This window comes from Mycobacterium sp. (assembly GCF_036488105.1).
Lineage (GTDB): Bacteria > Actinomycetota > Actinomycetes > Mycobacteriales > Mycobacteriaceae > Mycobacterium.
Window position 1 is genome coordinate 1 of record NZ_DASXHW010000348.1, and the last position, 15,139, is coordinate 15,139.

Annotated in this window: 4 protein-coding genes; 3 read left to right on the top strand and 1 reads right to left on the bottom strand. The window is 66.1% G+C overall.

Annotation, left to right across the window (positions count from 1 at the left end):
* Both VGH54_RS18600 and VGH54_RS18605 read left to right on the top strand, forming a co-directional pair.
* Nucleotides 1–922 (top strand): acyl-CoA dehydrogenase family protein (locus VGH54_RS18600; protein ID WP_331513550.1); only part of this gene is annotated, 922 nt, incomplete at its 5' end.
* 13 nt (nucleotides 923–935) lie between these two features.
* Nucleotides 936–2,045, top strand: a complete 1,110-nt coding sequence (locus VGH54_RS18605; protein WP_331513551.1) for an acyl-CoA dehydrogenase family protein — start codon at nucleotides 936–938, stop codon at nucleotides 2,043–2,045.
* 86 nt (nucleotides 2,046–2,131) lie between these two features.
* Here VGH54_RS18605 and VGH54_RS18610 read toward each other — a convergent pair whose 3' ends face one another.
* Nucleotides 2,132–13,273, bottom strand: a complete 11,142-nt coding sequence (locus VGH54_RS18610) for a type I polyketide synthase (RefSeq protein WP_331513552.1) — start codon at nucleotides 13,271–13,273, stop codon at nucleotides 2,132–2,134.
* Between the two features lie 290 nt (nucleotides 13,274–13,563).
* On the opposite strand from VGH54_RS18610, the gene VGH54_RS18615 reads away from it, so the two are divergent.
* Nucleotides 13,564–14,985, top strand: coding sequence for a condensation domain-containing protein (locus VGH54_RS18615; protein ID WP_331513553.1), 1,422 nt, complete (start codon nucleotides 13,564–13,566; stop codon nucleotides 14,983–14,985).
* Nucleotides 14,986–15,139 lie beyond the last annotated feature (154 nt).

Here is a 15,139-nt window from a genome sequence, read left to right on the forward strand (position 1 = left end):
GATGCAGCTGGCCTCCGTGCCGGAGCCGCTGAACTTCAACGCGAAGATGGTCGGTCCGGTCATCGCCGAGTTCGGGTCGCAGGAGATCAAGGAGCGCTTTCTCCCGCCCACGGCCGCCCTGGACATCTGGTGGTGCCAAGGGTTCTCCGAGCCCGAAGCCGGCTCCGACTTGGCATCACTGCGCACCACCGCATTGCGCGACGGCGACAGCTACGTCGTCAACGGGCAGAAGACGTGGACGACGCTCGGCCAGTACGCCGACTGGATTTTCTGCCTGGTGCGCACCGACCCGCAGGCGCCCAAGAAGCAGGCCGGTATCTCGTTCTTGCTCATCGATTTGGACACCCCAGGCATCACTATGCGCCCGATCAAGTTGATCGACGGCAGCGTCGAGGTCAACGAAGTGTTCTTCGAGGACGTCCGGGTGCCCGCCGATCAGCTTGTCGGAGAAGAGAATCAGGGCTGGAGTTACGCCAAGTTCCTGCTGGGCAACGAGCGGACCGGAATCGCCCAGGTGGGCCGCACCAAGGTCAAGCTCGCCAACGTGAAAAAGCGTGCCGCCGAGAGCGGCCTGCTCGACGATACGTTGTTCGCCGCCCGGGTCGCCGAGGCCGAAAACGACTTACTGGCACTGGAACTCACCCAAATGCGGGTCGCGTCCGGCTCCAAGGAGGGCAAGCCGAACCCGGCGTCGTCGGTGCTCAAACTGCGCGGCAGCCAGCTGCAACAGATCGCAACGGAACTGCTCGTCGAGGTCGCCGGGCCGGACGCGCTGCCGTTCGAAGCCGGCAACGAGATTGCTTCTCCGTCATGGGCACAGCGCAGCGCACCGCACTACCTGAACTACCGCAAGACGTCGATCTACGGCGGCAGCAACGAAATTCAGCGCACCATCATTGCGTCGACCATTCTCGGCTTGTGAGGCAGGAATAGACATGGACTTTCAACTGAGCGAAGAACAGACGCTGCTTCGCGACACCACTCGCGATCTGCTGTCGCGAAGCTATGACGCGGAGAGCCGCATCAAGGCGGTCGACTCCGACCTCGGCTGGAGCCGGGAGGTGTGGACGCAGCTCGCCGAAATCGGAATTCTCGGACTGGGATTCGACCCCGACGAGGCCGGGCAGATCGAGGTGATCACCGTGCTCACCGAAGTCGGACGCCGACTTGCGCCCGAACCCGTCGTGCACGCGGCGCTGGGACCCGGGGCGATCATCGCCGAGGTAGGCACCGACGCCCAGAAGCAACTGCTCGACGAGGTCGCCGAAGGTCAGCGGCTGCTGGCGTTTGCCCACCTCGAGCCCGGCGCACGCGCGGCCTTCGCCGAGAAGGTCTCGACGACCGCTGTGCAACAAGGTGATTCGTGGGTGCTGAGCGGACGGAAGAACCCGGTGCTCGCCGGCGACTCCGCTCACACCTTGGTCGTCAGCGCGAAGTTGCCCGACGGCGGAATCGGCTTGTTCCTCGTTGACGGCGAGGCCGTGACCCGCCACCCGTACCGCACATTCGACGGCCAGCGTGGCGCCCAGATCGACCTGAACAAGGCCCTGGGCGAACCGCTCGGCGAGGCGGTGGACGCATCGGCGGCTATCGGCAACGGCCTGGTCCGCATCCAGTCCGCGCTTTGCGCGGAGGCGGTCGGCGCGATGGAGGAAGCGCTGCGCCTGACAACCGATTACCTCAAGCAGCGCAAGCAGTTCGGCGTCACCTTGAACACCTTCCAGACGCTGACCCATCGGTCCGCCGACATGTACGTGTCGCTGGAACTGGCCCGCAGCATGAACCTCTATGCTGGCCTCTCCGTCGCCGACGTCAACTTCGACCCGGTGATCGCGGCGCGCGCCAAGCTGCAGATCGGCCGGTCCGGCCGCCACATCAGCCAGGAGGCCATTCAGTTGCATGGCGGCATCGGGATGACCAACGAATACCCGGTCGGCCATTACGCGGCGCGGCTGACCGCGATCGACCACACCCTGGGGTCGTCGCAAGATCAGCTGCACGTGCTGACGGGCCAGGTCAACGACTACGACGTCGTCACGCTGTAAGGCCTCAAATTCTGCAACGAGATCGACGTTAGCGTGAAGGCTTCTCGAGCTCTCCCACGCTAACGTCGATTTCGACGCTTAAACCGTCAACTCTGCTCTGAGGCTGGCTCAGACTCCACACTCGGCTCGGCAGCGACGGTGGACCCATTGGAGCCGTTCGACGCTGAAGTCGGCGCGGCCGTCTCCGCCTGCGCCCCATTGGATTCCGGCCCGGCAGCCGTCTTCGACGTCGCCTCCGGTTCCGACCCGGCTTCGGCCGCCGCCGGTTCCGCATCGGGCAGTTGAGCCGCGAGGTATTCGCCGAGCCCACCGATGGTCGGGTAGTCGAAGACCGCGGTCGCGTTGATCGTGAACGCCCCACCGAACTGGCTGTGCAACCGGTTCCTGAGCTCGACCGCCATCAGCGAGTCGGTGCCCAGGTCCAGGAACCGGCTCGTTGCGGCGGGCGGTTGCGCAAGTCGCAGGAAGCCCTGCACTTCGCGTTGCAGGAATTCGGTGATGAAGTTGGCCCGCTGCGCCACCGGTATCTCCTGCAGTTGCTTGAGCAACTCGCTGTCGACCACCTCGGTCATGTCACTCGGCAACACCAGATCCAGGATCGGTGGCCGTGAGCTGCCCAGCACCTTGGCCGCGCGCGCCCAGTTGGCCTTCAGGACCGTTGCCTGTCCGGTGCCGTTGGCGACCACTTCGGCGAGCGCACCCAGCGCACCCGACGAATCCAGCGGAAGCAGACCCTGCGCACTGATATTGGCGCTGGCGGCCTCCGACGATGCCATCCCGCCCCCGCCCCAGGGGCCAAAGTTGATCCCGGTGGCGGGCAGGCCGTGCGCCTTACGGTCGGCGACCAGACCGTCGAGCAACGCGTTGGCCGTCGAGTAGTTGGCCTGACCCGGGGAGCCGAGCAAGCTCGACACCGACGAGGACACGATGAAGAAGTCGAGCTTGTCGTCCCTCGTCAACCGGTCCAGGTAGAACGCACCGAACGCCTTGGGCGCCAACGTGGTCCGGAACCGGTCCAGGTCCTGCTGGTTGAGCAGGGCGTCGTCGAGCACACCGGCCAGATGCGCAACCCCCGCGAGCGGAGGCAACTCCGCACGGATGCGCTCCAGCAGCTTCTCGACGTCCGACTCGACGCCGACATCGGCCGAGAAGGTGTGGATGCGGCACTTGTAGCGCTCGGTGATCTCCTCGATCGTCCGTTGCGCGTCCGCGTCCGGCTCGTGCCGGCTGGTCACCACGATGTCGCCGGCCCCGAGTTGGGCGAGGTATGACGCCGTGCTCAGACCGATGGCGCCGAGTCCACCGGTGATCAGGTAGCTCCGATCACCACGCGGCTGAAGCGGATTCGGCATCTGGCACACGATCTTGCCGATGTGCCGTGCCTGCTGCATGCGGCGGAACGCCGTCCTGGCCTCGGTCAGCGGGTAGATCTCGGCGGGCAGTGGCGTCCACTCCCCGTTGGCCAACCCTTCCGACACCTCACTGAGCAAGGTGCGAATGCGTTCGGGCTCGGTGAACATCACCGTGTCCAGCGCGACGATCTCGTAGGCGATGTCGGGCCGGGCCTCGGCCATCTGCTCGGGAGTCCAGATGTCGCGCTTGGCGATCTCGGCGAAGCGGCCGTTCTCCGCGGTGGCCCGGACGGTCGCCTCGACGAACCCTTCGCTGGTCAGGCTGTTGAGCACCACATCGACGCCGGCACCGTCAGTGTCTGCGAGGATCTGGTCGGCGAAATCGGTTGTCCGCGAGTCGTACACATACTTGACGCCGAGCTTACGCAGCGTCGCCCGCTTGAAGGTGCTCGCCGTCGCGTAGACCTCTGCACCGTGCTGTTGCGCCATCTGGATGGCGGCCAACCCGACACCACCACTGGCGGCGTGGATGAGCACCTTGTCGCCGGGATTCAGCTTCGCCCAGTCGAACGAGAGCCGAACCGTGAGCGCCGCGGCGGGAATGGTCGCCGCGGCAACCGCGCTCACCCCGTCCGGGATCGGCGCCAGGAACTGGGCCGGCACGTTGAATCGGCTGGCGAAAGCACCCTGCATGGAGCCGTAGACCCGCTGACCGACCTCCAGTCCGGTCACGCCGTCGCCCAATTGGGTGACGGTGCCGGCGAAGTCGCCACCGACCGGCCCCGGGTCACCCGGGTAGAGGCCCAACACGTTGAGCACGTCGCGGAAGTTCAGGCCCGCGGCTTCGACCCGCACCTGCACGTAGCCCTCGTCCGGCGCCGGCACTGCGGCCTCGGTCAGGCGCAGGTTGTCGATCGCGCCGCGCTCCGTAGGGAGCAGTGCGTAATCGTCGGCACGCGGCACTGTGAGGTGGCCGCTACGCGACCATTGCAGTAACCGGGACGCCAACGCTTTTCCTTGGCGCAGCGCGAGTTCGGGCTCGTCGACCGGCGCACCCAGAAGACCGGTCAGCAACTTCACGGCCTCTGGCGATCCGTCGTGATCGACGAGCTTACTGCGCAGACCGGGCTCCTCGTTTCCGATGGTGCGCCCGAGTCCCCACAACGCCGCCTGCACCGGGTCGACCGGCTCACCGGATTCGGTCGCCACCGCTCGTTCGGTGATGACCCACAACCCGCCCGGTAGTTTCACCGAATTGTCGGCCTGCGCGGTGTGCACAGCGCTGAGCAGATTTTCGATCTCGGATTCCAGCCGGGTGATCGATTCCGCGGTCGACTCTTCGGCCTTCGGCCCGGAGCTGTGCCAGACGATGCCGGCGTACGGCATCCCACGCTCGTGCGCCTGGGCCAACACCTGGCCCAGTAGCTCGGAGTCGGTAGCCCGGTCGAACGGGATGCAGCCCGGCAGCGCAGCCGCCAGTTCACTGAAGCCGGCGACCAGCCATGTGCCGCTGGGGGTTCCGGCGTCTTCGCCGGCCGGGGCAATCGGCACCTCGTGCCAGCCGAGGGTGTACAGCAGCCGCGTGGTGTCGCCGCCGAGCCCCCGCAGCAACGCCTCGCGGGGCGCACGCTTGACGGTGAATTCCCGGATACCGCCCAAGTGGCGGCCATCCCGGTCGACGAAGTCGAGGTCGAAGACCTGAGTTTCGCTGTTGAGTTCACTCGTGTGCCACTTGGCGCGGCAGTAGAACCGGCGAGGCATCTTCTCTCGCAGCGCCACTTGCCCGTAGCGCAGCGGCAGGAACAGATCGTTGACGCCCTGTTCGGCCGCCAGCAGTGCCGGGAAAGCCGGGAAGGCCACACCGGTGCACAGATCCATCAGGACCGGGTGCATCGGCTCGGTTCCGAGCTGCTCGGACAGTTCCTCGCCGACGGAGATGTCACCGATCGCCTCACCCTCGCCGAGCCACAGCGATTTCAGCGATCCGGACCAGTTCGGCCCCCACGACAGTTCCATGTCGGCGAAGGTCTCGAACAGCTCCTGCGGACGCATGCGCTCCATCCGCTCGATCGCCGCATCCACGGGATCCGAGGGCTCGGCCACCGGCTCGACATCGACACCCGATACCGCGGTGCCGTCGGCGTTCAACGACCACTCAGCGTCGCGAACACCGTAGGGACGGCTGTGCACCTGGAATTTCCAGCCGCCACCGTCATCGAGCGGATGCAGCGTCAGCTGTAGCTCACGAGAAGCCTTCTCGGGCAGGATGATCGGCTCGTAGAAGAAGACGTCCGTGACGTGGGCCGGCGTGCCAACGGCGGCCAAGGCCATCGCGGCATACGTGGCGCCCGGGACAACGACGGTGCCGTAGATGACGTGATCGGACAGCCACGGCTGCGACTTGACCGACAGACGGCTGGTGTACACGCAGTCGCCGGAAGCGAGATCCTTTGCGCTGCCGAGCAGTCCGGACATCGCCGGACCGTCGACGGTGATGGCCGAACTTTTCGGCCAGAAGCGACGGCGCTGGAAAGGATAGGTCGGCAGCTCAAGCTTGCGGCCATGCCCGTGATGCAGCGCAGCGAACTTGGGCCGGTGGCCGCTGACATACGCCATGGCCAGCGCGTCGGCGATCTGACGGTGGTCGGCGACACCCTTGCGCAGCGACACGATCGCGCGCGGCGCCGCCAGATGCTCCGGCCAGACCTGCACCGCGGCCCCGGTCAGCACCGGCTGCGGGCCGATCTCCATCAGCACCGAGCAACCCAGCGCCGCAACGGTGCGCACGCTCTCGGCGAACTGCACCGGCTGCCTGGAGTGCCGCCGCCAATATTGGGCGTCCAGCGGGGTTTCCGCCGTCAGGATGGCACCGGTGCGGTTGCAGACCAGCGGCAACGTCGGTACAGCGAATTCGAATTGGCTTGCGAACGACTCGAATTCACCGAGCACCGGTTCCAGCAGCTCCGAATGGAAGGCGTGGCTGGTCTCCAGCCACGTGCAGCGGACCCCGTCCTCGCTGAATTTGGCGACGACCTGATCGAGGTCTTCTCCCGGGCCGGACAGCACCGTGTTGGGTCCGTTGTACGCGCCGACCGACAGATGCGGGAATTCTCCGGCGACCTGCTCGACCTGCTTGGGGTCGGCGAACACCGCCACCATCCGTCCACCGGCCGGCAGACTGCCGAACAGCCGGCCACGCTCGACCATCAACCGCGCGCCATCCTCGAGGCTGAACACCCCGGCGACGCATGCCGCCGCATACTGGCCCACGCTGTGCCCCAGGACCACGTCGGGCTCGATGCCCCACGATTGCCACAGCCGGGCCAGGCCCATCTCGATGGCAAACAGCGCCGGCTGCGCAAATGACGTGTGCTTCAGCGTTTCTCCGGCCTTGCCACCGGTCTCGCGGTCGGTGGCGAAGATCACCTCCAGCAGCGGCTGCGGCAGGATCTCGCTGACCGCGTCCGCGCAGCGTTTCACGGTCTCGGCGAAAACCGGCTCAGCGGCGAACAATTCGCGTGCCATCCCCGGATACTGGCTACCCTGTCCGGTGAACAGCCAGGCCGTTGTCGGCCGGTCGGTGCACTCGCCCCGCACCACACCCGGACGGAGCTGGCCCGCGGCCAGGTCGGCCAGAGCCGCGCCCGCGCTCTGCACCGAATCCACCACCAACGCGGCCCGGTGTTCGAAATGCGAGCGACCAACCCCGGCCGTGTGACACACCTCGGCGATGTCGGCCTCCGGGTTGTCGTTGAACCAGGACCCATACCGCTGCGCCAACTCCACCAGCGCTTCGGGTGAGCGCGCCGACAGCGGCAACACGTTGACCGAGTCTTGTTGGCCGTCCGATTCGGGTGTCGCGGTGGTGTCGTCGGCTGGATGCTCGTCGGGGGCGACCGGTTGTGCGGGTGCCTCCTCGATCAGCACGTGGGCGTTCGTACCGGTGAATCCGAACGAACTCACGCCGGCACGCCGTGGCCTCCCATTGGCCTCCCACGGAATCGACTCGCCAACGACACGCACCGGCAGTGAGGCCCAAGGGATGTGCGGCGAAGGGTTGTCGAAGTGCAGGCTCTGCGGCAGCACGCTGTGTTGTAGCGAGAGCACTACCTTGATCAGCCCGGCGGCACCGGATGCCGACTCGGTGTGACCGATGTTGGTCTTCACCGATCCCATCAGCAGCGGGCGGTCCGCGTCGCGTCCGGCGCCGTACACCGCACCGGCCGCCTGCACCTCGATCGGGTCGCCCAGCGGGGTACCCGTGCCATGCGCCTCGAGGTAGTCGACGTCTCCACCCGCAAGGCCGGCGCGGGCCAGTGCCGTGGCGATAAGCCGTTGCTGGGCACCGCCATTGGGAACGGTCAAGCCACTGGACGCGCCGTCCTGGTTGACGGCAGTGCCCGGGATCACCGCGGCAACCCGGTCGCCGTCGCGCACCGCATCGCTGAGCCGCTTGAGCACCAGGACGCCGCAGCCTTCACTGCGCACGTAGCCGTCGGCGGAGGAGTCGAAGGTCTTGCATCGACCGACCGGCGACAGCATTCTGGCGCGGGAGGCGGCAACAACGGTCACCGGACTCAGCAAGACGTTCACCCCGCCGGCCACCGCCAGATCGCAGTCACCGGAGTGCAAGGCCTGGACGGCTTGGTGGACGGCCACCAACGACGAGCTGCAGGCGGTGTCGACCGCGACTGCCGGTCCTTCCAATCCGAGCGCGAAGGCAACCCGACCCGAAATCGCATTCAGCGCATTGCCGGTGATGAAATAGGGCTCGATCTTGTCGATCGACTCGGCGGACAGCAGATGCGCGTATTCGTTGGCGGCCACGCCCGCGAAGACGCCGGTTCGGCTGCCGCGCAAGGCTGACGGCGCATACCCCGCCCTTTCTAAGCCCTCCCAAACGGTTTCGAGCATCAGCCGCTGCTGCGGCTCGATCCAGACGGCTTCGCGCGGCGAGATGCCGAAGAACTCCGGATCGAATCCGTCGATTCCGTCCAGGAATCCGCCGAAGCGCGTGTAGGTCTTGCCCGCAGTGTCTGGATCCGGGTCGTAGAACTCGTCGATGTCGAAGCGGTCCTCCGGAACTTCCCGGATCGCGTCGACACCACCGGACAACACATCCCAGAACGCTTCCGGGTTGGGCGCGCCCGGAAAACGGCACGACACGGCGACGATCGCGATCGGCTCGTCGGAGCGGGTCGTCACTGCTGTCGCCAACGACGGGCCCGACTTCGATGACTGCTCGCTGAGCCCGAGCACGTCGCCGAGCAGGTAGTCCACCACGTCGGACAGACGCGGGTAGTCCATCGCCAGCGTCGCCGGGATCTCCTTGCCGACGCCCATCTCGATGCGTCGCCGCAATTCGACCGCCATCAGCGAATCCATGCCGAGGTCAAAGAATCCGGCGTCCTCGCGGATCTCCGAGGCATCGACCCGGGTCACCTCTGCGACCGCGTCACGCAGGTAGTCCGCCATCAGTTTTCGGCGCTGCTGCACCGGCGCGCTGGTGAGCCGCTCGACCAGCTGGGTCTTTCCGGATGCGGTTGTCGCCGGCACCGCGTTGGGCACCTCACGCTCCAGCTCGGTGAGAAACGCCCGCCGGCCCGTCTGCTGGTAGAGCGGCAGGAAACGGGCCCAGTCGATCCGGGCCACGACGCCCTGCGCCACACCCTGTTCGGACGACGCCGTGAGCAGGTCGGCCACACCTGCCAGCGCATCGGCGGGTGACAAGGTCCGGACCCCGCGCTTGGCCAGCTTGGCGCGGGCCTCTTCGTCGGCCATACCGGCCGCCCAAGGACCGAAGTTGACGCTGACACCGGAGACACCCTGCTCGCGCAACCGCCAGGAAAGGCCGTCGAGGAAGGCGTTGGCTGCGCCGTAGGCGGTCTGACCGTAGCTGCCCCACACTGAGGCGATCGAGGAGGTGCTCAGGAAGAAGTCCAGCTTCAGGTCCGCCGCTGCTTCGCTTAAATGCCAAGCACCCCAGACCTTTCCGGCGAACACGCGATCGACTTCAGCGTCGTCGAGGTTGCTCATCGGTGTGGTTCCGATTTCGCCCGCGGCGTGGACGATGCCGGCCAGCGGCGGTAGTTCGGACTTGACGGTGGCCAACAGCCGCACGACGTCGTGCGCATCGGCAACATCGGCCGTGACGACCCGCATGTCGCTGCCATGCTGTTCCTGCAGCGCGTCGATGCGAAGTTGCGCGGCGTCGCTGGGCGGGCGTCGGCTGGTCAGCACCAGATGCTTGGCGCCGTTCGCGGCAAGGTATCCGGCGATTTCCAGGCCGACCGACCCGAGTCCACCGGTCACCAAATACGTTGCGTCATCACGCAATGCCAGCGGCGTTGCGCTCGGCGCCCCAACCCGACGGAGCAGCCGGGGCACGTAGACCGTTTGACCCCGCAGCGCAAACTGGTCTTCGCCGCGCGGTGCCGCCGACAGCCGGGTGATGAATCGCGACCATTCGTCGGCAGTGCCTTCAGACAGGTCCGCCAGTCCGCCCCATACCTGCGGCTGTTCCAGCGAGGCGGCACGGCCGAATCCCCACAGGGCGGTCTGAGCCGGCGCGACGGTGTCGGTATCGGTGACTCGTTGTGCGCCACGGGTAACCAGCCAGATAGGCGCCCGCAATTCAGCGGCTGCCGCGGCGCGAAAGAGTCGCCGTGTTCCACCCAGGACTTGGTGCTGCACCCGCAACAACGACCGCGTCGACGGCGCGGTGTCCGAGTCGAGCGCTGCGACGTGCACGATACGCAGCGTCGGCACCTCTTGCGCGGCGGCACGCAACGCGGCGGCGAGCTGCTGCTCGTCCGCGTCGGACGCCGGCAACCCCAGAATGCGGTGCTGGTGGCCCTGCGCGGTCAGCGCGTCGACCAACGGCGCAACGGCTTCGCCGTCATCGCCGATCAGCAGCCAGGTGGCCGTGCCGTCGCCCTCGGCGTCGGCAGCCTGGGCGCTGGACTTCTCCCAGCGGATCTCGTAACGGTCGTCGGCGATGGATTGTGACTTCCGTTGTTGGTTGTGTTGTGCGGCAAGCTTTGTCAGCACCTGCACGGTCTGATCGTCGCCACTCGTGCCGCCGAGTAGGGCCGCGAGATCCTCGATCCGGCCGTCTTCCAGCAGACGGACGGCTTCGGTACGTGCGCCGCCGGTGTGCTGTTGTTGGTTGGGTAGCTCTCGCTTCTCCTTGTACCAGTACTGGCGATGCTGGAACGGGTACGTGGGCAGGTCGAGCTTTCGCGCCGCATATTGCCGAAGTGCGCCGAAGTCGGGCAGCTGCCCAAGGGCATAGGCGTCGGCAAGGGCTTCGGTGATCTGGCGGTGGTCGGCGGTGTTCTTACGCAATGACGCGATTGCCCGCGGCGTGGTGGCCGGGTCTGGCCATGCCCGCAGAGCTGCGGCGGTGAGAATCGGTTGCGGCCCGATTTCCAGCAGCACCTTGCAACTCAAGTCGGACAGCGTCTTGACGCTCTTGGCGAATTCCACTGGCTGCCGTGCGTGGCGACGCCAGTATTTGCCATCGAGCTTCTGGCTTCTGCCGATCGCGGCACCGGTGCGGTTGTCCACCAAAATCCGGTCTGGGGAAGCGTATGTGAATTGGTCTGCGTACGACTCGAATTCGTCGAGGATCGGATCGAGCAGGGCCGAGTGGAACGCGTGGCTGGTCTCCAGCCAGTCACACCGGACGCCGTCGGCCTGCAACCTGGCCACGACCTGCTCCAGATCCTTTGCAGGCCCCGACAATACGGTGTTGGCGCCATTGTAGGCGGCAACAGACAGGGTTGGGAACTCGTCGGTGAATCCCTCGACGCGTTCGGCGCCGGTGAAGACCGCAACCATCCGGCCGCCCGCGGGCAAACTGCCGAAAAGGCGGCCGCGCTCGGCCATCAGCTTCGCGCCGTCCTCGATGCTGAACACACCCGCGACGCAGCCCGCTGAATACTGGCCGACGCTATGGCCTAAGACGACGGCGGGCTCGAAGCCCCAGGACTGCCACAGCCGTGCCAAGCCCATCTCCACCGCGAACAAGGCCGGCTGCGCGTAAGAGGTCTGCCGCAGCGTTTCCGCACTGTCAGTGCTTTCAGCATCGAAAATGACGTCCAGCAACGGCTTTTCGAGAACATCGGCGACAGCTGCCGCGCACCGGCTCAATGTCTCGGCGAACACTGGCTCGGTATCGAACAGCTCCCGCGCCATGCCGGGGTACTGACTACCCTGGCCGGTGAACAGCCACGCCGTCTTGGGCGTGTCATCGGATACCCCGCGCACCAGACCGGGCGCCGGGCGGTCGTCGGCGAGTGCGCCGAGCAACTCGCTGGCTGATTCGATCGAATTGACCACCAGCGCAGCACGATGCTCGAAGTGTGCTCGCCCGGCCCCTGCGGTGTGGCACACGTCAGCCAAGGTGGCCTCCGGGTGCGCACTCATCCAGGTGCGGTACTGGTCGGCAATCTGAACCAACGCGTCGGGCGTGCGCGCCGAGACCGGCAAGATACTGAACCGCTGGTCCCCCGGCTGGTCAGCCGGCGCCGGTTCCGCAGCCGCCTGGAGAGCTTGAGCGGGTGCTTCCTCGAGGATGACATGCGCGTTGGTTCCGGCGAAGCCGAACGAGCTGATGCCCGCGATACGCGGCCGGCCATTGCGCTCCCAGGGCGTGGCCTCCTGCACGACCTGCAGCGCGAGGCGGTCCCACGGAATGTGCGGCGACGGATTTTGAAAGTGCAGGTGCGGCGGCAGTAGCTCGTTCTCGAGCGACAGGATGACCTTGATCACGCCCGCGATGCCCGCGGCGGCTTCCAGGTGCCCGATGTTCGTCTTTGCCGAGCCGATCAACAGCGGGTCGCTAGCCTTGCGGCCCTGGCCGAGTACCGCACCGGCCGCCTGCGCCTCGATCGGGTCACCCAGTGATGTACCGGTCCCGTGCGCCTCCAGGTAATCGACATCGGCGGGAACCAGCCCGGAGCGCTTCAGCGCGTCGGCGATAACCCGTTGCTGTGCACCACCATTCGGCACCGTCAAACCACCAGATGCACCGTCCTGGTTGATGGCGCTGCCCCGGATGACAGCGCGGATCCGGTCGCCGTCGCGGATCGCATCCTCCAGCCGCTTCACGACGATGACGCCACAACCCTCGCCCCGCACGTAGCCGTCTGCCGCCGCGTCGAACGTCTTGCAGCGACCGTCGGGCGCCAGCATGTGCGCGTGGGAGAAGGTGATCATGGTCGCCGGGGTGAGCAGGACGTTCGCACCGCCAGCCAGCGCGAGGTCGCACTCCTCCAGGCGCAGTGCCTGGCAGGCCTGATGGATGGCCACCAGCGACGAGCTGCATGCCGTGTCGACGGCGACCGACGGACCCTGCAGTCCCAATCGGTAGCTAATCCGCCCGGCTGCTGCGGCATTCGAGGTGCCGATGGCCATATAGGCTTCGATCTCCGCGAAAGTCAGCTCGCCCGATGCCATTCCGAGGTAGTCGTGGGTGGCCAAACCGATGAACACACCGGTGTTGGTGTTGGCTAAAGCCGTTGGCGCAGTACCGGAATGCTCCACCGCTCGCCAGGCCGTCTCCAGCAAGAGCCGATGCTGCGGGTCCAACATCCGGACTTCCCGCGTCGACATACCGAAAAACGGCGCATCGAATCCGGTGACGTCATCGACGAAACCTGCCCGACGGGTCGCGACCTTGCCGGGTGCGTCGGGGTCCGGGTCGAAGAACTCGTCAACGTCCCACCGGTCCTTGGGCACCTCCGATATCGCGTCGCGGCCTTCCCGCAGCACGTCCCAGTACTCGGCCGCATCGGCGGCACCCGGAAAGCGCGCCGCATACCCAACGATCGCGAAACTGGGAGTTGGCTGCGGGCCTTCGACGGATGCCATGCATGTCCTCTCTTCTGAAGACTGAGAATGATTCGGTCGCCGCGTACGGCCCGGATGCGCAACAGAATTGCTCCGCTGTCCAGTATTACAAGTGCCGCCCCGGCGGCTCTGCCGGTCTTCGCGCACCGTACCGCAAGGTATGGCTGTCAACCCTCGTCCACGCCGAGTGGTTTCGAAGTCAAGGGTCGGCGCGCCCGCGCGCATGCGCGACAGTGACTGCGGAGCGGGCTATCTTGGATCTCGCTGCAGCAGCGGCCGTATCGGGCCGTTCAACTCAGGAGGACGAAGCTTTGCGTATCGGGAAAATCACCGTCGGCTCACTCATGGAATGGGTGTTGGCGCCAGGCACGGTCACCTCCTGGCACCCGACGCCCGCATCCGCAGAGAAAGCCCGGCACGCTGCGGCCAGTTCGGTGCCGGTCAGTTACATGCAGGGCCAGCATCTACGGAACTACTGTGACCGGACAGCTGCGGGGCTGAACTTCTCCCGCCAGATCATCGCCAGCTGTGACGTGCCCGGCGAGTGCGACATCGCCGCCATGGATGTCGCCCTCAACGCATATCTGCGTCGCCATGACACGTTTCGCAGCTGGTTCGCGCGCACCGACGATGACACGTTCATCCGGCATGCCATTACCGATCCCGCCGACATCGAATTCGAGCCGGTCTATCACGGCGACATGACGGTTGACCAGATTCGCGCTCACGTCGTGAATATCCCGAATCCACTGGAGTGGGGCTGCTTCACCTTCGGGATCATTCAGGGTGACGGCCACTTCACCTTCTTTGCCGCGATGGACCATGTGCACGGCGACGCGACGCTGATCGGCACCACGATGCTGGAAGCCAACGGCATGTATTCCGCATTGAGCGGAGGCGGTGAACCCCTTGAGCTTCCCGATGCCGGCAGCTTTGACGATTTCTGCGTCCGCGAGCGCGAGTTCACGTCGACGTTAACAGTGGATTCGCCCGGAGTAAGCGCGTGGATCGACTACGCGGAAAACAACGGCGGCAGCTTCCCGGAATTTCCGCTCCCGCTGGGCAATCAGTCGGGGTCGACCAGCAGTGACATGGCCGCCGAGCTCCTGATGGACACGGCGCAGACGGAACGATTCGAAGCAGCCTGCGGGACGGCCGGCGCCCGCTTCGTCGGCGGCCTGTTCGCCTGCCTCGGTCTGGTGGAGCACGAGTTGACCGGTGCCCTGACCTACTACGGGCTTACTCCGAGGGATTCCCGCACCGGCGCGGACAACTTCATGACGCAGGGGTGGTTTACCGGCCTGATTCCGATCACCATGCCCATCGCTGCGACCTCGTTCAACGACGCGGCATATGCGGCGCAGACGTGTTTCGACTCAGGTCTGGACATGGCGAGGGTGCCGTATTACCGCGCCTTGGAATTGGCGCCGTGGTTGAAGTGGCCGCAGCCGAATTTCCCGGTGACGAACTTCCTGCACGGCGGAGCTGCTCCGCTCAACGCCATCCTCGCCGCCGGCGATCTGGGCTTGGCGAACAACATCGGGATCTACCCCGACGGCCGGTACTCGTATCAGTTGACGATCTACATCTTCCGGTACGGCGAGGGCACGGTCATGGCGATCATGCACCCCGATAACCCGGTCGCGCAGAAGTCGGTGACCCGCTACATGGAGGCGATGCGGTCGGTGTGCACGCGGGTCGCTGACAGCGGGCATTGGGGCCGCGTCGCTTAGCCCGAGCACCTATATGGCTGGAAGTTTTCTGAGATGCGCTAACGCCGTGCGGGGACGACACGACATTGCGCTGTGTGACACAGCGTCGGCGAGCGTCGCCGGCGGGCGCAGACGACTGCGCCGACCAGGGGTGAGGGCCAGATGCGACGGCTAG

Bases quoted from the DNA above. Each gene is read 5' to 3' on its own strand.
- VGH54_RS18605 (WP_331513551.1), top strand. From the start codon at position 936: ATGGACTTTCAACTGAGCGAAGAACAGACGCTGCTTCGCGACACCACT.
- VGH54_RS18610 (WP_331513552.1), bottom strand. From the start codon at position 13,273: ATGGCATCCGTCGAAGGCCCGCAGCCAACTCCCAGTTTCGCGATCGTT.